Source organism: Streptomyces sp. NPDC029152 (genome assembly GCF_055564355.1).
Genome location: NZ_JBVHWR010000008.1, coordinates 68,019 through 86,799, shown reverse-complemented (window position 1 = coordinate 86,799; position 18,781 = coordinate 68,019). Strand labels below are relative to the sequence as shown.

The following is an 18,781-nucleotide window of genomic DNA, read 5'->3' as shown; positions in this document are numbered from 1 at the left end:
CCTTAGCGCTTCTTGTTCGTCTTGCGGCGGCGGACGATGTACTTGTTCGACGCCTTCTTGGGCGAACGAGTACGGCCTTCCTTCTTGCCCCACGGGGACACGGGGTGACGACCACCGGAGGTCCGGCCCTCACCACCACCGTGCGGGTGGTCCACCGGGTTCATGACCACACCACGGACGGTCGGGCGAACACCCAGCCACCGCTTGCGGCCCGCCTTGCCCCAGTTGATGTTGCTCTGCTCGGCGTTGCCGACCTCGCCGACCGTGGCGCGGCAGCGCTGGTCGACCAGGCGGATCTCACCGGACGGCATGCGGAGGTGGGCCATCGTGCCCTCCTTCGCGAGCAGCTGCACGGAGGCGCCGGCGGAGCGGGCGAACTTGGCGCCGCCACCGGGACGGAGCTCGATCGCGTGGATCGTGGTACCGACCGGGATGTTGCGGAGGGCCAGGTTGTTGCCCGGCTTGATGTCGGCCCCGGGACCGTTCTCGACGCGGTCACCCTGCTGCAGGTTGCGCGGGGCGAGGATGTAGCGCTTCTCGCCGTCGGCGTAGTGCAGCAGCGCGATGCGCGCGGTGCGGTTGGGGTCGTACTCGATGTGCGCGACCTTCGCCGGCACGCCGTCCTTGTCGTGACGACGGAAGTCGATCACGCGGTAGGCGCGCTTGTGTCCGCCACCCTGGTGGCGAACGGTCACACGACCGGCGTTGTTACGGCCGCCCTTGCTGTGCAGCGGGCGGACCAGCGACTTCTCCGGCGTGGACCGCGTGACCTCGACGAAGTCGGCGACGCTGGAGCCACGACGGCCCGGAGTCGTCGGCTTGTACTTGCGGATACCCATTTCTCAGTCCTCGTCCGATATCGGACGATCCGGACCTCCGTCAGGAGGTCGGACCGCCGAAGATGTCGATACGGTCGCCCTCGGCGAGGGTCACGATCGCGCGCTTGCTGTCGGCACGCTTGCCGAAGCCGGTGCGGGTCCGCTTGCGCTTGCCCTGGCGGTTGATCGTGTTGACCCCGGTGACCTTGACCGAGAAGACCGCCTGGACGGCCTCCTTGATCTGGGTCTTGTTGGAGCCCGGCGCGACGATGAACGTGTACTTGTTCTCGTCGAGCAGCGCGTAGCTCTTCTCGGACACGACCGGCTTGAGCAGCACGTCACGGGGGTCCGTGAAGGCCTTGCTCGCCGGGGTGACGACGGTGTTCTTGCCTTCGGCCTCGTGGCGACGCGCCTTGGCGACGCGCGCGGCCTTGGCCGCCTTGGCGGCCTTCGAGGCGATGGAGGGGTGACGCGTAGCCATCAGGCCTCGCTCCCTTCGGTGTCGTTGGCCTTGTTCGGGCCGGCGACGAAGGACTCGAAAGCGGCCTTGGTGAAGACCACGTCGTCCGAGACGAGAACGTCGTACGTGTTCAGCTGGCCCGGCTCCAGAATGTGGATCTGGGGCAGGTTGCGGGCGGACAGCCACGCGGCCTCGTCGGAGCGGTCGGCGACGAGCAGCAGGTTCTTGCGCTCGCTGATCTTGCCGAACAGGCTCTTGGCGGCCTTGGTGGAGGGGGTCTCGCCCTCGATCACGCCGGTGACGACGTGGATGCGGTTGTGGCGGGCCCGGTCGGTGAGGGCGTGGCGCAGGGCCGCGGCCTTCATCTTCTTCGGGGTCCGCTGCGAGTAGTCGCGCGGCACGGGACCGTGCACGACGCCACCGCCGGCGAACTGCGGCGCACGGGTCGAACCCTGGCGCGCGCGGCCGGTGCCCTTCTGGCGGTACGGCTTCTTGCCGCCACCACGGACTTCACCGCGGGTCTTGGTCTTGTGCGTGCCCTGGCGGGCAGCGGCCAGCTGCGCGACGACGACCTGGTGGATCAGCGGGACGCTGACCTTCTCAACGCCGAAGATCTCCGCGGGGAGCTCGACGGTACCGGCCTTGTCGCCCGCCGGCGAAAGGATGTCAACAGTGCTCATCGGTTACCTCAGGCCCCCTTGGCCGCGGTGCGGACCAGGACGAGGCCGCCGTTCGGACCGGGAACCGCGCCCTTGATGAGCAGCAGACCCTTCTCCGCGTCAACGGCGTGGACGGTCAGGTTCTGGGTGGTGACCCGCTCGTTGCCCATACGGCCGGCCATGCGGAGGCCCTTGAACACGCGGCCCGGGGTGGCGCAGCCACCGATGGAACCGGGAGAGCGGTGCTTGCGCTGGGTGCCGTGACCGGCGCCGAGGCCCTTGAAGTTGTGACGCTTCATGACACCGGCGAAGCCCTTGCCCTTGCTCTTGCCGGTCACGTCGACCTTGACACCGGACTCGAACACCTCAGCGGTGATCTCCTGGCCCAGGGTGTACTCGGCGGCGTCCGCGGTGCGGATCTCGACAAGGTGGCGGCGGGGGGTGACGTCGGCCTTGGCGAAGTGGCCCTTGAGGGGCTTGTTCACCTTGCGCGGGTCGATCTCGCCGAAGGCGATCTGGACGGACTCGTAGCCGTCGACGTCGTTCGTGCGGACCTGGGTGACGACGTTGGGGCCGGCCTTGACGACGGTGACCGGAACAACACGGTTGTTCTCGTCCCACACCTGCGTCATGCCGAGCTTCTCGCCCAGGATGCCCTTGATCTGCTTGGTCATCTTCAGATCACCGGCCTCAGAGCTTGATCTCGATGTCGACACCGGCCGGGAGGTCGAGTCGCATCAGAGAGTCAACGGTCTTGGGGGTCGGGTCGAGGATGTCGATCAGGCGCTTGTGCGTGCGCATCTCGAAGTGCTCGCGCGAGTCCTTGTACTTGTGCGGCGACTTGATGACGCAGTACACGTTCTTCTCAGTGGGCAGCGGCACCGGGCCCGCGACCGACGCACCAGTACGCGTCACCGTCTCGACGATCTTCTTCGCCGAGGAGTCGATGACCTCGTGGTCGTAGGCCTTGAGCCGGATGCGGATCTTCTGTCCCGCCATGGCTACTTCGTAGTCCTGTCTCTCGAAAACGCTCTGGTACCCGGTGTTCGAACCCTTCCGTCCGACCCACGCGGTCGGGCGTGTCGCACTCCCGCTGACACAGATGTCCTTCTCCAGGACTTCCCTGCTGGGGGAGCGCGGCCCTTCCGGAACCGCAGGCCGGGGGCGAAAGGCCCACCGAGTGCCTGGTCTGCACCCCGCTGACACTTCCCGGAAGATTCCCGTACTTCCGCCCCTGATCAGGGGCGACGAGTACTGTGGGACTCGCTTCCGGTCCTCCCGGCGGGAGGCGCGCAGCATCGGCACTCGACCGAGCAACCCCGCTAGTCTGCCATACGGGACGGGGGCCTGGCCAATCGAGCCGGAGAGAATACCCCGCACGTGACGTGGATCAAACCGCGGCCCGCCGGGCGAGGGTGCACGGGGGACATGCCCGGACATTCGGGAGGGGACGAGCGTGGCCACGGCCGACACGACCGGACCGGCGGAAGCCGGACGACCCGACGAGGCGGCACTCCGGGCGGCCGACCGCGCGGACAAGTGGTCGATCGCATGGATCCTGCTGTCCCTGGCGCTGTAGGGCTGCTTCGCGGTCCTGATGCTCTCCTCGTACGGCCCCGAGCACCCCTCGTACGGCTCCGGCGCCGGCGAGCCACACTGCAAGGGCCCGCTGATCGACCCGTTCCAGCGCCGCGACGACGTCTGCGACAGCGAGCTGCGCCAGTGGCCGGCCCTGCTCGGCATCCTCGCCCTGTCGACGATCACAACGGTCGTGGCAGCGGCGACAACGGTCTACGCGAAGCTGCTGGCGCGCCTGGCACGCCAGCACCTCACCCGCACTTCAGAGTCTTGACGGTGGCGGGGAAGTAGGCGCGCATGAACTTATCGATGTCACGCCGATAATCGGCATCCATGGAATTACTTCCCTTAAGCAGCACCGACAAGGTGAAATACGCACCGCCTTTGGTGTCACACGACGTGGTCGCAATGGCCCCGTCGTTACCCACGACCATGTCTGGATTTCCGTTCAAGCGCTCTGGCAACTGGAGCTGCGAGACGGAGTTCAGCGAATTTGCGATCTCCAGGGGATCCACGAGGTCACTGTGCCACGCGAAACGCAAGTCGAGAGCCTCTTCGCCATCAACATACAAGCTGCACCACGAGGAGGGGCTCGGGTCTCGCCGGTCCACGTCACTGCGTTCGGTAACGTCAACGCCATCGGGAATCAGTGGTTCCAGAATATTCAGAGCGATTCGTGTGCCGCAGAGCGACTGCGGGAGTGCATGCTTTTCATCGCGCAGCCCGAACCATAGGGAGGTAAGTGCAACTAGACACGCGACCACGGCGGTCCGCAAAACCACTCGTCGTCCCCGCCTCACGGCGTGGCCCCTGACCCCGAGATTCCCTGCGCATGCTGGACACCTGCTTCGGTCGACTTCTCGATGGTGTCCATCGGCCCGTATTCCTCGGCAGCTACGCCGTGGGCGTTTTTCCATTCATCCGACAGGGCGGAGAGCTGACCGTTTCGACTCTTGTAAGCGCTCACGCTCTCCTTGGTCGCCTGATCGTCCAGCCTCCTCTGCTCGTCCTCCAGCCACCTGTCTGTGACATAGTCGGCCGCTTGCTGCACCTTGTCGCTGGCGACGGGGATGTAACCGATCGCCTCGTCCACGAGGGGTTTCCACGTGAACTCCGCGACCTTGGGGTCCCCTTGCGCCTGAAGGCGCGCTTCCTCCAGAAAGCCGACCGTGCGGCCGGCCCTGACGAGGGACTCCGTCGACTTGGGCCGGGTGTCGTCGTGGATGTCGGAGACCATCGCCTGGTTCAGTCCGGCGTTCAGGGTGCTGTAGGCGTCCTGGTCCTTGGAGACCTGCTTGGTGACTTCGAAGAGGTCGCCCTGGTTCAGGGGGGAGCCGGCGATGGCGACATCACTCATCGCCGTGTGCACCGTCTCCCCGTGGTTCACCAGGATGTTCGCCATCGGCTCCCGCAGGGACGGCGGGAAGTCGTCACCGCTGTCGGCCAGGGACGTGAGGGCCGACCTGAAGACCGCGTCGTTCTGCTTCGTGTGTTCGACGTACCGCGCGTTCGGGTCCGACGGGTCGATGCCGGTCGCCGCGGCCTGGAGCGCGGCGCCGAGGCCGGCCCTGTCGTCCCCGTCCACGCCCGGCGTGTACGTACTCGCCTTCGCACCCTCACGCTCGTGCAACGTGACGTCCCAGTCCCTGTCCTTCATCAGGTACCGCGTCTTCTCGTCGGAACCGAGATACGCCGCCGCCGCGTCGGGGTCGTGGCTCATGATGCCGAGCATGCCGTCCACCGGGTCGTTGGCGAACCAGCCGCCGTGCGCACCGGCGTACTCCCCCTTCAGACGCCAGATGCCCGGGTCCTTCTTCTCCGCCGCGATCATGTCGTCGGTGAGGTCCCCGAGCATGTCCGGCGAGTACCCGTGCCCCTTCTGCATCAGCGTGACGAGCGACTGGTAGCCGACGGCCTTGTCCAGGCGGGCACCCTGCGCGTCGGTGCCGTGCCGCTCCACGCCGGCCTCGCGCATGTCCTCGCGCCATCCCTCGTACCACGACGACTCGGTGTCCTTCGTCGCCGAGGCCAGGGCGTTGGCCAGGCCGGTCTCGATCGTCGAGTAGCGGGCCGCGCGGTCACCGCCCCGCACATGGATGAGGTCGTTCAGCTCGTTCGTCAGCGTGAGGGTCCCTGCGGCGCCCAGGCCGTCCAGGAGAGTCCGCGAGAACGCCGGGTCGTCGCTGTTGTCGCGGAACGTGCGCTCGAGCTCGGCGATCTCCTCGTCGGACAGGCGCCCGCCGTCGCGGAGCTTCTCCAGCGCCTTCTCGGCCGCTTCGCCCTCGTACTTCTCGATGTCGTTCTTCGCCTCGCCGTTGAAGCCCTTGCCCCCGGCGATGGCACTGGAGTCGATCACGACGGCCTGAAGGGCGATCCGTACGCCAGCGTCCGCGTCCGTGACGTCCCGTACCGCCTTGTCGATGCGGTCCTGCCACGTCTGGACGGCCTCCTGCCACCCCGGATCGTGCCGCAGCGTTCTGCGTTCGGCGTCCGACAACCGCTCGATGTCCAGGCTCACACGGCCCTGCTCGGACACCTTCATGCCCGCGTCGAGGGCTTCCTGCCGGGCCGTCTTCAGCCGGCCGCGCAGTTCGACGAACTGCGTGTGCGCGTCGCGCAGGAGTCCGGCCACCGCTTCGGCCTCCGTCCGGGCGTACTCGAATTCCTTGAGGGTGATGTCGAAACGCCGGTCGGCCGCGTCGGCGCTCAGCCCCGTCCAGCCGGTGCCCAGGGAGATGCCGTGCACGTCCCGGCCGTAGGTCTTCTGCTGCTCGGCGAATTCACCCGCCATGCCGTCCCACCGGTCGGCCGCGGTGGTGAGCGTGCCGAGGTCGGTGGTCATGATCTCGTGGTACGTCGGCATGCGCCCGTTCCCTCAGGACCGGCCCAGCCGCGACGGCTGCCGGATCCGCGGAACCTGTGCCCCGACCCCGTGGTCCGTGCCCCGCAGGACCCGCACGACAGCACCACTCACGACGAACCGCCTCCCCCAGTGACGAGCGCTCCGAGCTCCGTCGATCACGCACGGTCACGGTACCTCACCGATCACCTTGCGTGACGTGCCGGTCACACGAAAGGGTTGCGGGGGCGTCATGGCCCGGCCGTCAGAGCCGGAACACCCCCCGCCACGTCCACCCGGCGCCGAGCACCGCGTCCCGCAGCGGGTCGGTCATCTCCCTGGTGTCGAAACGGAACGCCTCGACCCGGTGCTCGCGGCCGTCGGGCCCCTGCCGCTTCTCCCACTGCCGGAACACCGCGGGAGCGTGTCCGCGTCCGTACTGGCCCTCGGCGTTGCTGCCGGAGCGGTTCTCCCACCGCTCGTCGAGGAAGCGCACCTCGTGCTTGTCCGGCACCAGCCGCATCCGGGTCCGGAGCCGGACGCCGACCCGCCGGATGTGGCACTCCGCCACCAGGTCGGCCTTCTCGTCCGGAAGCGCGTTGCGCACCCGGTAGGGCGCGTCCGTGTCGTTGAGCGCGAGCAACGCCGTCCGGACGTCCTCGGCCGGACGCGGCCCGGCAGCGCCGTCGGGCCGCCTGGTGCCGGTCAGTTTGTCGAAAAGTCCCATGAACAACCGCCTGTGAGTGTCGGATGACGTGACGCGCCCCGAAGGCCCCGCGACGCGCTAGGACGACGGGCCGTCCGGCCGGATACTCCCGAGGAACTCCTGGAACTCGGGTACGACCTCCGGGAACTGCCCCTCGGTGGAGGTCAGCACGGCCCGGATCACGGCGCGTCGGTGGGGGTCCCGCACGTCGGCCATGGTCAGCAGCACCTGTGACTGGACGAGGGCGCGGCGCACGCCCCCGACCGTCGCCGAGAACGTCAGCTTCTGGACCACCCCGGGTGCGTCCTCGGAGCCGACCTCGCGCCGGTCGGCCACCACGACCGAGTCCGCGACGCTCCGTAGACGCTGAACGGCCCGGTCGGCGAGGGCCTCGAGCGTCGCCTGGTCCGGCGCCACCTCGCCGTCGAGGGTGATGTTGGCGGCGAAGCCGGCGTCCGGCCTCGGATGCACCGCCGCGAAGGCGACGTCCGCCGCCACGGCCGCTTCCTGCGGGGCGGCAGGAAGCCAGCCCTCCGGCAGCCGGAACTCGATGGGGATCGGCAGTGACGTAGGCACGAAGGGGCCCCTTCCAGAGAAAAGCAGATCAGAACAGACCGGTGATGCCGTTCTTGACGTACCCGAAGCCGTCGCCGACGCTGTCGACCGCGTCGCCCACGACGTCCACCGCGTCACCGAGAGTCTCGCCCACCTTGTGCGGGTCGACGGTGATCTCGACCCCCACCGCGCCCCCCAGGATGGGCGAGGCACCGGCCTTGCCGCCGAGGTGGAACTTGCCGTCGTCGTCCTTCTTGTAGCCCCACCATGCTTCCGCGCCCGGCCCTGCCCATCCCTCGGCGGTGCCGCCGATGCCGATGCCGGCGATCTCGACACCCCCGGCGACGCTGCCCTTGGCCCCGGCGAACGCCTTGGCGCCGACGGTGACCTCCTCCTTGGTCACCTTGGCGTTGACCCCGGCCTCGGCCCCGGCGAAGCCTTCGGTGCGTCCGTAGACGCCGGCGTACGGCCCGTACTCGGCACGGCCCTCGGCCAGTCCCCGCAGCCCGGCGGACGCCTCGGCCTTGCCCACGACGCCTTTCTCGTTGAACCCGTAGTTGGCGGTGGCCCTGGCGCCGCCGTAGCCGTCGGCGATCCCGGACAGCTTCCAGCCGCCGTTGGTCAACGTCCCCTCGGCGGTGGCGTGGAACAGGTCGGCGTACGCCTTGACCGAGCCTTCCTTGCCGTACTTCGGGTCGGTGGTCACGGTGAAGCCGGCGTCGGGACCGGTGACCTTGGTCTTGCCGTCGGAGACCCAGCCGTCGGTCTTCGTGCCCGCCGCCTTGGCCGCGGCCGCGGCCTCCTCCTCGTACTTCTCGATGTCGCCCTGCGCCTGGCCGTTGAAGCCGCCGAGGGTGCCGTCGCCGATGTCCCCGTCGATCACCACTGCGGCCAGGGCGATCTGGACGCCCTTGTCGGCGTCCGCCACGTCCTTCACCAACCGGTCGATGCGCGCCTGCCACGAAGCGACGGCCGTGCGCACCGACTGCTGGTAGTCGGGGTCGTGGTGCAGGGCGGTGCGCTCGCCCTCGGTGAGCTTGGCGGTGTCGTAGGAGACGACCCCCTGGTCCGAGACCGCCATGCCGGCGTCGACCGCGTCCGCTTTCGCCGACACCAGCTTCGCCCGCAGGTCCGTGAACTGCGTGTGCGCGTCCCGCAGCAGCGAGGCGACGGCCTTGGCCTCGGTCTGGGCCTTCTTGTACTCCTCGAGCGTGATGGCGAAACGCCGGTCGGCCATGTCCGCGCTCGCACCGATCCAGCCGGGACCCAGGGAGATGCCGTGCACGTCCCGGCGGTAGGCCTTCTCCTGTTCGGCGAACTCCTTCGCCATGTCGTCCCAGCTGCCGGCGGCGGTGGTGAGCGCGGCCAGGTCCGTGGTCATGATCTCGTGATACGTGGGCACTTCTGCTCCCCCCGCCCCCGTTGGGCCACGCCCACCGGTACTCACCGTCGCGGACGACGCAGTGTGCTCATAAGCAAAATGCGTCACGTGTCGAACGGGAGACGTCAGCCGTGCCCGGGCTGGTTCCCCGCGTTGCGCAGGCGGGCGAACGACGTGTCCAGCCCCCTCTTCAGCAGCCGGGACAGGGGGCGTTCCACGAGGCGGTGGACGAGGTAGCTCAGGAGCAGGAAGCCGGCGACGACCGCGGCCACCAGGAGGCGGGCGTCCATCGTGTCGTGGAGGCGGTTGATGAGCGCGGTGCCGGCCGCGTAGTGGACGAGGTAGAGGGGGTACGTCATGGCGCCCGCCGTGACCAGCCACTTCCAGCGGATCCGGTCGGTGTGCCCGAGCGCCACGGCGACCATGAAGAGCAGGAAGACGGTGAAGATCAGCACGCTCCCCCGCCAGCCGGAGACGTGCTCGATCTCCGCGATGCGGTTGCCGAGCTCCAGCTGCCCCATGAGCCACGCCATGGCGAGGATGCCCCACAGCAGGAGGTCCTGGCCGAAGCGGTGCATGAGGTAGAGGGCGAGGCCCGCGATGAAGTACCAGGCGCCGTCCGGGTTGGCGAGCAGCTCCAGCAGGGGGAAGCGGGCGATCGGCGCGAGCATCGCCGCCGCGCCCCACAGGCAGCAGAAGAGGACCACCCTGCGGTACGTCAGCCCCATGGCGACCACCACGAGGAAGAGCAGGTAGAAGCGCAGCTCCGACCAGAGGGTCCAGTAGACGCCGTCGACGTTGGGCACGGCCGAACCGGACTGGAGCATGGTCAGGTTGAGCAGCACCTCGCGCAGGCGCAGGCGTTCCCACACTCCCGGTACGGCGATCAGGACGGCCGTGGTGAAGACGACCGCGAACCAGTACGCCGGGTAGAGCCGGATCACGCGGGAGACGAAGAACTGGCGCGGGGTGCGCCCCCAGCACGACATGCAGATCACGAAGCCGCTGATCACGAAGAAGATCTCGACGCCGATCCAGCCGTAGGAGGCGAACCGGAACACCGTCGGCATGATCTCGGAGACCGGCCGGCCCCAGATCGGGTTGCCGGGGCGGTCGGCCCGCCAGGTGCCGGCGTAGTGGTGCGCGGCCACCATCAGCGCGGCGAGCAGCCGGATGCCGTCGATGACGTAGAGGCGCCCGCCCGGCCGGGCGGGCGGTGACGGCCGTCCGGCGGCAGGGCCCGGTACGGTCACCGCGAGCGGCGGGAGCGGTTGCCTCGACCGCCCCGCGACGCGTCTCGCCGCCCGCTCGACCAACGGTGTTCCCTTGTCTGCCGCATGCACCATCCGCCCAGACAAGAACAGCCGTCCCGCAGACGGAAGTGCTTTCGACGACTCGCCGCCAACGCCCCGTCCGGCGTTGGCGGCGCGTTCACCCGTACGTCAGATGACGCCCTGGGCGAGCATCGCGTCGGCGACGCGCTCGAAGCCGGCGATGTTGGCGCCCGTCACGTAGTCGCCGGGGGCGCCGTAGCGCTCGGCGGTCTCGTGGCAGGTGGTGTGGATGTCGTTCATGATGTGCGTCAGCTCGTCCTCGACGCGCTCCGCCGACCACGACGTACGGGCGTGGTTCTGGGCCATCTCCAGGGCGCTGACCGCGACCCCGCCCGCGTTCGCGGCCTTGCCGGGGCCGAAGGCGACGCCGGAGCGCTGGAGGAGGTGGACGGCCTCGGGGGTCGTCGGCATGTTGGCGCCCTCGGACACCGCCTTGACGCCGTTGCGGATCAGCGCGGCGGCGTCGTTCTCGTCCAGCTCGTTCTGCGTGGCCGACGGCAGCGCGATGTCGGCCGGGACCTCCCAGACCCGCCCGCCGGGCACGAAGCGCGCCGAGGCGCCCCGCCGCTCGGCGTACGCGTCGACCCGGCCGCGCTCGACCTCCTTGATCTGCTTGAGCAGCTCCAGGTCGATGCCCTTCTCGTCGACCACGTAGCCGGAGGAGTCCGAGCAGGTGACGGCGTTGGCGCCGAGGGCGGCCAGCTTCTCGATGGTGTAGATCGCCACGTTCCCGGAGCCGGACACGACCGCCGTCTGGCCCTCCAGGTCCTCGCCGCGCTCGCGCAGCATCGCGGCCGCGAAGAGGACGTTGCCGTAGCCGGTCGCCTCGGGGCGGATCAGCGAGCCGCCCCAGCCCGCGCCCTTGCCCGTCAGGACGCCGGCCTCCCAGCGGTTGGTGATCCGCCGGTACTGGCCGAACAGGTAGCCGATCTCCCGGCCGCCGACGCCGATGTCGCCCGCGGGGACGTCCGTGTGCTCGCCGATGTGCCGGTGCAGCTCCGTCATGAACGACTGGCAGAACCGCATGACCTCCGCGTCGCTGCGCCCGTGCGGGTCGAAGTCGCTGCCGCCCTTGCCGCCGCCGATGCCGAGGCCGGTCAGCGCGTTCTTGAAGATCTGCTCGAAGCCCAGGAACTTGATGACGCCCAGGTTGACGGAGGGGTGGAAGCGCAGACCGCCCTTGTACGGGCCGAGCGCGCTGTTGAACTCGACGCGGAAGCCGCGGTTGACGTGGGTGCGCCCCTGGTCGTCCTGCCACGGCACCCGGAAGATGACCTGCCGCTCGGGCTCGACCAGACGCTCGATGAGCCCCGGCTCGGCGTACTCGGGCCTGGCGGCGACCACCGGGGCGAGCGTCTCCAGCACCTCGTGGACGGCCTGGTGGAACTCCGGCTGGGCGGGGTTGCGGTGCTCGATCTCGGTGAGCAGGTGGTCGAGCGTGGTCTTCGTCTCGGATCGCGTCGTCACGGAAGCCCTTTCTGGCACGGCTGGCACCAGGACCGGGAGGGAGGCCGGGAGGGGTGGCCGGCGTGACTCCTGTCCCGTCCGGTGAGGGGCGCTCGGCGCCGTTGCCGCGCGCAGGGACACTTAAGTGTTACGCGCATGTAAACACCCTGGCCAGTGTTCGGTCTGCGCCCCGACCACTATGTGAGACCGGGTCGCCGCCTACCGGCCACCGGAGGAGGTGCGGGACGCGGGCGGTCCGGGCCCGCTCACGCCTCCCCGTTGAGCATCGCCGCCGTGAGGACGTGCCCGGCGACGCCCCAGCCGCCGTCGGCGACCTCGTCGACGAGGACGACGGTGGTGGCGCGGGCCCGCTCGCCGTAGATCTCGGCGTACAGGTCGGTGGCGCGTTCGACGATCTTCCGCTTGTCCTCGGCGGTGACGGTGCCCGCGGGGACCTTGAAGTGGGCGAAGGGCATGTCAGACCAGCCCTCCGTTGGCGCGCAGGACCTGGCCGTTCACCCAGTGACCGGCGGGGCCGGCGAGGAAGGCGACCACGGCGGCGATGTCCTGCGGGGTGCCGAGCCGTTCCAGGGGCGGGGTCTTGGCGAGCTGTTCGATCAGCTCGGGCGTCTTGTCCGCGAGGAACATGTCCGTGGCCGTGGGCCCGGGGGCCACGGCGTTCACCGTGATGTCCCGTCCGCGCAGCTCACGCGCCATGATCAGGATCATCGCCTCCACCGCGCCCTTGCTCGCCGCGTACGCCCCGTAGGCCGGGAACTGCGTGCCGACGACGGACGTCGAGAACCCCACGAACGAGCCCCCCGCCCGCAGCCGCCGGGCCGCCTCCCGGGCGACGACGAAGGTGCCGCGGATGTTGGTGCGGTGCATGGCGTCCAGAGCCGCCAGGTCCAGGTCGGCGATGGCCGACAGGGTCATCCGGCCGGCCGAGTTCACCACCACGTCGACGCCGCCGAACTCCTCCTCCGCCCGCTCGAACAGCGTGGCGACCTCCTTCTCCTCCGCCACGTCCGCCGGTACGGCGATCGCCCGTCCGCCGGCGGCGGTGATCGCGGCGACCGTCTCCTCGGCGGACGCCGCGTCGCGGGCGTAGTTCACGACGACGGCCAGGCCGTCCTCGGCGAGCTTCTCGGAGACCGCCCGGCCGATGCCGCGGGATCCGCCGGTGACGACGGCGACGCGGACGGCCGCGGCGGCGGGATGCGTGTTCGTGTTCGTGGTCATGGCTCCACGATGCGCCGGACCCGCCCGCGCAACCAGGGGACGCCGTCCCCTGGGTGGGGGACCCGGACCGGCGCAGAATGGGCGGCATGAGCGCCGTGAAGTACGCCGAGCTGGGAGCGTTCCTGCGATCACGGCGGGAGCGCATCCGCCCGGCCGACGTCGGACTCCCGACCGGGCCGCGGCGCCGGGTGCCGGGGCTCCGTCGTGAGGAGGTCGCCCAGCTCGCCGGCGCGTCGGTGGACTACTACAACGAGCTGGAGCGGGGCGCCGGGTCCCAGCCGTCCGAGCAGATGATCGCCGCGCTGGCGCGGGCGCTGCGGCTGTCCGCCGACGAGCGGGACTACCTCTACCGGCTCGCGGACCGGCCGGTGCCCGTGCAGGGCGGGGCCGCCTCGCACGTGCACCCCGGCATGCTCGACCTGCTCGGCCGGCTGACCTCGACACCGGCGCAGGTGATCACCGACCTGCACGTCACCCTCGTGCAGAATCCGGCGGCCGTGGCGCTGCTCGGGGACCAGTCCGGTCTCCGGGGGCCCCGGGCCAGCTTCGTCCACCGGTGGTTCACCGAGCCCGAGGCCCGGCGCCTGTACCCGCAGGCCGACCACGAGAGGCAGTCCCGCTCCTTCGTCGCCGACCTGCGGGCGGCGGCGGCGCGCAGGGACGCGAGGGACCCGGAGGCCGGATCGCTCATCCGCACGCTGCTCGGCGTCTCCCCCGAGTTCGCCGCGCTGTGGGCCGACCACGACGTGGCCTTCCGGCGCGACGACCGCAAGCGCCTCGTCCACCCCGCACTCGGCCTGATCGAGGTCAACTGCCTCAACCTGTTCAGCGAGGACGGGCGGCAGCGGCTGCTGTGGTTCACGCCGGCCGTCGGGACGGACAGCGCGGGGCTGCTGGAGCTGCTGGCGGTCGTCGGGACGCAGGAGGTCGTCGAGCCGGCGGACGGCTCTCCGACGCGCACGGCAGGAGGTGCGTCCGGGCGGCCGGGGTGAGGGCCGGGCGGGCTCCTCGCACGTGCCCGGCGTCCGGGACCGGCCGTCCGTCGCGGCCGCGGTCCACGTCACCCGAATAGGGTGGGGCGATGCCCCTCGTGGAGATCACCTACGCCCCGCAGGTCCCGGAGACGACCCTGCGCGAACTCGGTGCGGTCCTGCCGCATCTGGTCTCCCTGGCCGTGGAGTGCCCGGAGGAGCCCTACGACGGAGACCTCCGGCCGGGCGACGTGGAGCTGCGGTTCCGGCCGCTCGGGCCCTTCGACCGCAGTGGGCTGGACGTCGTGATCGAGGTGCGGTCCAAGTGGTTCGAGAGCCGGGCGGCCGACCGTCAGGACCGCGTGGACCGGTTGCACGACGGCATCCGGGCCGCCACCGGGCTGCGCGGGTTCGGCGTCTACCTCTCGCTGCCGGTGGCCGCCTGGTCGCAGGGCGACTGACGCGGCCCGCTCACGCCACCGTGGACACGCAGAACGGGTGCCCCGCCGGGTCCAGCAGCACCCGCCACCGGTCCGGGTCCGGCTGGAAGTCGGGCTTCGTGGCGCCCAGGGCCAGCAGCCGGGCCTCGGCCGCGTCCAGGTCGTCGGCGCCGAGGTCGATGTGGGCCTGCTTCTCCTGCGCGGGGTCCGGCCAGGTGGGGCGGCGGTAGTCGGCCAGGCGGTTGAAGCCGAGGCCGGCGGCGCCCTCCGGGCCGCCGAGCAGGACGAAGTCGTCGGTGGAGAAGACGACGGTCAGGCCGAGGGCCTCGCCGTAGAAGCGGGCCATGTCGGCGGGGTCGGGGCAGTCGAAGGTGACGGCCGAGTAGCGGAGCGCGGGCACCGGGGTGTTCTCCGTGGTGGTCATGGAGGGAACGGTAGGGCGCGACCAGGACAGGTTCGGTCCTGGTCGTGCGGCGGCGTGTGGAAAACTTCGCCGACGTGCTGAACACGTCCGCCCGACTGCTGCGACTGGTCTCCCTGCTGGCCGTCCGGCCCGCCTGGACCTGCGGTGAACTGGCCGAGCGGATGGAGGTGACCGAGCGGACGGTGCGCCGGGACGTCGCCCGGCTGCGGGAGCTCGGCTACACCGTCGACTCCGACCCCGGCCCCTGGGGCGGCTACCGCCTGCGCCCCGGCACCAGTACGCCGCCGCTGGTCCTGGACGACGAGGAGGCGCTCGCCGTGGCCGTCGGGCTGCGGGAGGCCGCGCTGAGCGGAGCGCTCGGCGGTGACCAGGCGGCCCTGTCGGCACTGCTGAAACTGCGGCAGGTGCTGCCCCGGCGGGTCGCGGACCGGCTGGGCGACATGGACGCCGCCTTCGTCCACACCCCGAGGGCCGGCGAACCGCAGGTCCCGCCCGGCAGGCTGCTGGAGCTGGCCGCCGCCTGCCGCCGGGCCGAACGCGCCCGGCTGTCGTACCGCGACCGGGAGGGGCGGGCCACGGTCCGGGACGTAGACCCGTACCGCCTGGTCCACACCGGACGCCGCTGGTACTTCGTGGCCCGCGACGTGGAGCGGGACCGGTGGCGGACCTTCCGGGCCGACCGCGTCCAGCGGCTCCGGCCCACCGGACGCCCGGTGGAGATCGCCGACCCGCCGGACCCCGCGCTGCTCGTCTCCCGCTCCATCGCCACCGGCCCCTACCCGCTGCGGGCCACGGTCCGCCTACCGGTGCCGCTGGAGCAGGCGCTGCGGCTCGTCCCGTCCTCCGTCGGCACCCACCACGCCGAGGGTCCCGACGCCACGGTCGTCGAGGTCGGCGGCCCCGACGCCGAGGGCCTCGCCGCGTACCTGCTCGGCCTGGGCACACCCCTGCGGGTCCTCGCGCCCGACTCGGTGCGGGAGGCGCTGGTGCGGCGTGTGCGGCGGCTCGTCGAGGACAACGCGGACGCGGAGTCCTGACAGCCGTTCCCGGCCCGCCGACGGGGCGGCTTCCGACAATGGTCCGAACCAACCCCTTGCCCCCGCCCCTCCCGCGTCGCAAGCTCCCCTCATGGAGCTGGAGTTGCGGCATCTCAAGACGGTCCGGGCCATCGCGGAGGCCGGCAGCCTCACCAGGGCGGCGACGGCGCTCGGGCTCGCGCAGCCCGCGTTGAGCGCACAGCTCAAACGGATCGAACGCGCCCTGGGCGGAGCCCTGTTCGAGCGGGGGCGGCACGGTGTGCGGGCCACCGCGCTGGGGGAACTGGTGCTGGAGCGCAGCCGGATCGTGCTGCCCGCGGTCACCGAACTCCAGCAGGAGGCGGCCAGGTTCGCCCGTGCGGCCCCCCGGACGGTGGAACGGCTGCGGCTGGGCGGCACCCACGGACCGCTGCTGGGCGCCCTGGTGGACCGGCTGGCGGGCGTGGCGCCGGACGCCCGGATGACGACCTGTACCTCCTGGTCGGAACGGGAGCTGGCCGAGCAGCTCGTCGAAGGGCGGCTGGACTTCGCCCTCGCCGGGACCTGCGGGTCGGCGCCCCCGCCCGGCGCGGAGGGCCTGGTCTGGCGGGAGGTCGCCGTCGACCCGGTGTTCGTCATGGTGCCCGACGGCCATCCGCTCGCCCACCGGCCGGAGCTGGACCTGGCCGAGCTGGCGGGCGAGGAGTGGGCCTGTGTGCCCGGTGACGGATGCTTCGGGGACTGCTTCACCGCGTCCTGCGCCCGTGCCGGGTTCACGCCGCACCGCATGTACGAGACGGACACCGCCTCCGTGGTGCACCTCGTGCAGGTGGGCCGGGCGGTCGGGCTGTGCCGGGCGACGTTCCCGACCACGCCCGGCGTCGTCACCCGGCCGCTCACCGGCACTCCCCTGGCCTGGCGGCACCTGCTCGGCTGGCACGCGGGGACCCAGCGGCAGGACACCGCCGCCACCGTCCTCGCCCAGGCCCGCATCGCCCACGCGGGCGTGGCCGCGGGCAGCGACAGCTACACCGCGTGGCTCTCGACGCACGGAGACACGGCGGCCGTGGGCTGAGCCGCGGGCGCTCCACGACGCCCGCGCGTTCCATAACGCCGGGAAGAGGGCCGACCGGTGTCTTATGCCCACCGGCCGGCCCTCCCTACGGTTTCGGCACCTCCCCACCGAGACCGAGGAGTCCCCCATGTCCTCCCTGTCCCCCGCGTCCCAGCGGCACACCCGGGCCAGAGCCGCGGGCGCCGCCCTCGCGGCGACGGCCGCCCTGCTCGTGGCCGGGCTCAGCGGCTCCGCGAGCGCCGGGGCGGCCGAGGCGCCGTCGGCTCCCACCGCGGCTGAGACCCTGCGGACCGACGCCGCCCCGCCCGCCCTGCTGAAGGCCATGCAGCGCGACCTCGGCCTGGACCGTGGGCAGGCCGAGCAGCGCCTGGTCAACGAGGCCGAGGCGGGCGCCGTGGCGGGCCGGCTGCGGGCCGCGCTGGGCGCCGACTTCGCGGGCGCCTGGGTGCGGGGTGCCGAGTCCGGCACGCTGACCGTCGCGACGACGGACGCGGGCGACGTCGCCGCGATCGAGGCGCAGGGCGCCGAGGCGAAGGTCGTGCGCCACTCGCCGGCCGACCTGGACGCGGCCAAGGCCCGCCTGGACCGGGTGGCGGCCGGCCGGAACACCGCCGACGCGCCCGTCTGGTACGTCGACACGCGCACCAACACCCTCGTCGTGGAGGCCGTACGTCCCGCCGCGGCCCGCTCGCTGCTGGCCGCGGCCGGCGTGGACGCGTCCCTGACCCGCGTCGAGTCGCGCACCGAGCGTCCCCGCACCTTCTACGACCTGCGCGGCGGCGAGGCGTACTACATCAACAACAGCGGCCGCTGCTCGATCGGCTTCCCGGTCACCAAGGGCACCCAGCAGGGCTTCGCCACCGCGGGTCACTGCGGCCGGGCCGGCGCCGGCACGAGCGGCGCCAACCGGGTCGCGCAGGGCACCTTCCAGGGCTCGACCTTCCCGGGCCGCGACATGGCCTGGGTGGCGACCAACTCCAGCTGGACGGCGACCCCGTACGTCAACGGCGCCGGCGGGCAGAGCGTCCAGGTCGCCGGTTCCACGCAGGCCATGGTCGGCGCGTCCGTCTGCCGCTCCGGCTCCACGACCGGCTGGCACTGCGGCACCGTCCAGCAGCTCAACACCAGCGTCACCTACCAGGAGGGCACCGTCTCCGGCGTCACCCGCACCACGGTGTGCGCCGAGCCCGGCGACTCCGGCGGCTCGTACATCTCCGGCAGCCAGGCCCAGGGCGTCACCTCGGGCGGCTCGGGCAACTGCAGCAGCGGCGGCGAGACCTTCTTCCAGCCGATCAACCCGCTGCTGACGAACTACGGGCTCACCCTGAAGACGTCCGGTGACGGCGGCGGCCCCGAGGAGCCCCCGCCCGGCGGCGGCACCTGGGCGGTCGGCACGGTCTACCAGCCGGGCGACACGGTGACGTACGGCGGCGCCACCTACCGCTGCCTCCAGGGCCACCAGGCCCAGCCGGGCTGGGAGCCGTCGAGCGTCCCCGCCCTGTGGCAGCGCGTGTGATCCACTGACCGCCCCACGGGGGGACACGGGGCAGGGCCCGGGTGCGCAGCGGGAGAGCGCCCGGGCCCGTTCACGTGTTCAGGTGCGGGTGACGGTGCCGCACTCCGTCTGTGTCCGGTCGATGGGCCGGCTGCGGTCGTACGGGTCGACGGCCGGGCCGCCGCCCGGCTCACCGGTGTGGACGTCGTCGGGGAAGGTGGGCTGCAGATAGCCACCGTCGTCCTCTGACCGCCCCACGGGGGGACACGGGGCAGGGCCCGGGTGCGCAGCGGGAGAGCGCCCGGGCCCGTTCACGTGTTCAGGTGCGGGTGACGGTGCCGC

23 protein-coding genes are annotated in these 18,781 nt (G+C 71.3%); 7 read left to right on the top strand and 16 right to left on the bottom strand.

What is annotated here, in order from left to right; all coding sequences use genetic code 11:
• Positions 1 to 2: 2 nt before the first annotated feature.
• From rplB to rpsJ, 5 genes are read right to left on the bottom strand one after another with little or no spacing between them, the layout of a single operon-like run.
• Positions 3 to 839 (bottom strand): 50S ribosomal protein L2, encoded by an 837-nt coding sequence (rplB, locus tag ACZ4V6_RS18610; protein ID WP_003974264.1) that lies wholly within the window; start codon positions 837 to 839, stop codon positions 3 to 5.
• A gap of 40 nt (positions 840 to 879) precedes the next feature.
• On the bottom strand, positions 880 to 1,299 hold the full coding sequence (gene rplW, locus ACZ4V6_RS18605; protein ID WP_007443985.1) for a 50S ribosomal protein L23: 420 nt from the start codon (positions 1,297 to 1,299) through the stop codon (positions 880 to 882).
• A complete protein-coding gene (gene rplD / locus ACZ4V6_RS18600) occupies positions 1,299 to 1,958 on the bottom strand; it encodes a 50S ribosomal protein L4 (RefSeq protein WP_467828428.1) in 660 nt (219 codons plus the stop codon). Before rplD ends, rplW begins: the two co-directional genes overlap by 1 nt.
• A gap of 8 nt (positions 1,959 to 1,966) precedes the next feature.
• A complete protein-coding gene (gene rplC / locus ACZ4V6_RS18595) occupies positions 1,967 to 2,611 on the bottom strand; it encodes a 50S ribosomal protein L3 (protein WP_037858413.1) in 645 nt (214 codons plus the stop codon).
• Between the two features lie 16 nt (positions 2,612 to 2,627).
• Positions 2,628 to 2,936 carry a 30S ribosomal protein S10 gene (gene rpsJ, locus ACZ4V6_RS18590; RefSeq protein WP_003948644.1) on the bottom strand — a complete coding sequence of 103 codons (309 nt, stop codon included), beginning with the start codon at positions 2,934 to 2,936 and terminating at the stop codon, positions 2,628 to 2,630.
• Positions 2,937 to 3,393: 457 nt separating this feature from the next.
• On the opposite strand from rpsJ, the gene ACZ4V6_RS18585 reads away from it, so the two are divergent.
• Both ACZ4V6_RS18585 and ACZ4V6_RS18580 read left to right on the top strand, forming a co-directional pair.
• Positions 3,394 to 3,516 carry a hypothetical protein gene (locus ACZ4V6_RS18585; RefSeq protein ID WP_467828426.1) on the top strand — a complete coding sequence of 41 codons (123 nt, stop codon included), beginning with the start codon at positions 3,394 to 3,396 and terminating at the stop codon, positions 3,514 to 3,516.
• Positions 3,517 to 3,534: 18 nt separating this feature from the next.
• A complete protein-coding gene (locus tag ACZ4V6_RS18580) occupies positions 3,535 to 3,789 on the top strand; it encodes a hypothetical protein (protein WP_467828425.1) in 255 nt (84 codons plus the stop codon).
• Here ACZ4V6_RS18580 and ACZ4V6_RS18575 read toward each other — a convergent pair.
• The 9 genes from ACZ4V6_RS18575 to ACZ4V6_RS18535 all read right to left on the bottom strand — a co-directional run bounded on the left by ACZ4V6_RS18575 (position 3,767) and on the right by ACZ4V6_RS18535 (position 13,018).
• A complete protein-coding gene (locus tag ACZ4V6_RS18575; protein WP_467828423.1) occupies positions 3,767 to 4,030 on the bottom strand; it encodes a hypothetical protein in 264 nt (87 codons plus the stop codon). The two genes, ACZ4V6_RS18580 and ACZ4V6_RS18575, sit on opposite strands and share 23 nt — an antisense overlap.
• A gap of 281 nt (positions 4,031 to 4,311) precedes the next feature.
• Complete coding sequence (locus ACZ4V6_RS18570; RefSeq protein ID WP_467828421.1) at positions 4,312 to 6,378, bottom strand: hypothetical protein; 2,067 nt, start codon at positions 6,376 to 6,378, stop codon at positions 4,312 to 4,314.
• A gap of 241 nt (positions 6,379 to 6,619) precedes the next feature.
• Positions 6,620 to 7,081 carry a hypothetical protein gene (locus ACZ4V6_RS18565; RefSeq protein ID WP_467828419.1) on the bottom strand — a complete coding sequence of 154 codons (462 nt, stop codon included), beginning with the start codon at positions 7,079 to 7,081 and terminating at the stop codon, positions 6,620 to 6,622.
• Positions 7,082 to 7,138: 57 nt separating this feature from the next.
• Positions 7,139 to 7,636, bottom strand: a complete 498-nt coding sequence (locus ACZ4V6_RS18560) for a hypothetical protein (protein ID WP_467828417.1) — start codon at positions 7,634 to 7,636, stop codon at positions 7,139 to 7,141.
• 28 nt (positions 7,637 to 7,664) lie between these two features.
• Entirely contained in the window at positions 7,665 to 8,996 is a 1,332-nt protein-coding gene (locus ACZ4V6_RS18555; RefSeq protein ID WP_467828415.1) for a hypothetical protein, read from the bottom strand.
• A gap of 125 nt (positions 8,997 to 9,121) precedes the next feature.
• On the bottom strand, positions 9,122 to 10,249 hold the full coding sequence (locus tag ACZ4V6_RS18550) for an acyltransferase family protein (RefSeq protein ID WP_467828413.1): 1,128 nt from the start codon (positions 10,247 to 10,249) through the stop codon (positions 9,122 to 9,124).
• A gap of 189 nt (positions 10,250 to 10,438) precedes the next feature.
• The gene (gene gdhA / locus ACZ4V6_RS18545) at positions 10,439 to 11,797 is read right to left on the bottom strand and encodes an NADP-specific glutamate dehydrogenase (RefSeq protein WP_467828411.1); all 1,359 of its coding nucleotides are present in this window, start codon (positions 11,795 to 11,797) and stop codon (positions 10,439 to 10,441) included.
• A gap of 245 nt (positions 11,798 to 12,042) precedes the next feature.
• Complete coding sequence (locus ACZ4V6_RS18540; RefSeq protein ID WP_467828409.1) at positions 12,043 to 12,252, bottom strand: 4-oxalocrotonate tautomerase family protein; 210 nt, start codon at positions 12,250 to 12,252, stop codon at positions 12,043 to 12,045.
• 1 nt (position 12,253) lies between these two features.
• On the bottom strand, positions 12,254 to 13,018 hold the full coding sequence (locus ACZ4V6_RS18535) for an SDR family oxidoreductase (RefSeq protein ID WP_467828407.1): 765 nt from the start codon (positions 13,016 to 13,018) through the stop codon (positions 12,254 to 12,256).
• A 77-nt stretch (positions 13,019 to 13,095) separates the two neighbouring features.
• Here ACZ4V6_RS18535 and ACZ4V6_RS18530 point away from each other — a divergent pair, with 77 nt between their 5' ends.
• Complete coding sequence (locus ACZ4V6_RS18530; protein WP_467828405.1) at positions 13,096 to 14,010, top strand: helix-turn-helix transcriptional regulator; 915 nt, start codon at positions 13,096 to 13,098, stop codon at positions 14,008 to 14,010.
• 89 nt (positions 14,011 to 14,099) lie between these two features.
• Positions 14,100 to 14,450, top strand: a complete 351-nt coding sequence (locus tag ACZ4V6_RS18525) for a hypothetical protein (RefSeq protein ID WP_467828403.1) — start codon at positions 14,100 to 14,102, stop codon at positions 14,448 to 14,450.
• Between the two features lie 10 nt (positions 14,451 to 14,460).
• Here ACZ4V6_RS18525 and ACZ4V6_RS18520 read toward each other — a convergent pair whose 3' ends face one another.
• Complete coding sequence (locus ACZ4V6_RS18520; RefSeq protein ID WP_467828401.1) at positions 14,461 to 14,853, bottom strand: VOC family protein; 393 nt, start codon at positions 14,851 to 14,853, stop codon at positions 14,461 to 14,463.
• 74 nt (positions 14,854 to 14,927) lie between these two features.
• Between ACZ4V6_RS18520 and ACZ4V6_RS18515 the strand changes: the two genes are divergently transcribed.
• From ACZ4V6_RS18515 to ACZ4V6_RS18505, 3 genes are all read left to right on the top strand, one after another.
• Positions 14,928 to 15,890: a helix-turn-helix transcriptional regulator gene (locus ACZ4V6_RS18515; RefSeq protein ID WP_467828399.1), complete on the top strand. Its 963-nt coding sequence runs from the start codon at positions 14,928 to 14,930 to the stop codon at positions 15,888 to 15,890.
• Positions 15,891 to 15,981: 91 nt separating this feature from the next.
• Positions 15,982 to 16,944 carry a LysR family transcriptional regulator gene (locus ACZ4V6_RS18510; protein ID WP_467828397.1) on the top strand — a complete coding sequence of 321 codons (963 nt, stop codon included), beginning with the start codon at positions 15,982 to 15,984 and terminating at the stop codon, positions 16,942 to 16,944.
• A 127-nt stretch (positions 16,945 to 17,071) separates the two neighbouring features.
• Positions 17,072 to 18,460 (top strand): alpha-lytic protease prodomain-containing protein, encoded by a 1,389-nt coding sequence (locus ACZ4V6_RS18505; protein WP_467828395.1) that lies wholly within the window; start codon positions 17,072 to 17,074, stop codon positions 18,458 to 18,460.
• Between the two features lie 78 nt (positions 18,461 to 18,538).
• Here the strand turns inward: ACZ4V6_RS18505 and ACZ4V6_RS18500 are convergent, their stop codons facing one another.
• Entirely contained in the window at positions 18,539 to 18,697 is a 159-nt protein-coding gene (locus tag ACZ4V6_RS18500) for a hypothetical protein (RefSeq protein ID WP_467828392.1), read from the bottom strand.
• Positions 18,698 to 18,781: the final 84 nt, after the last annotated feature.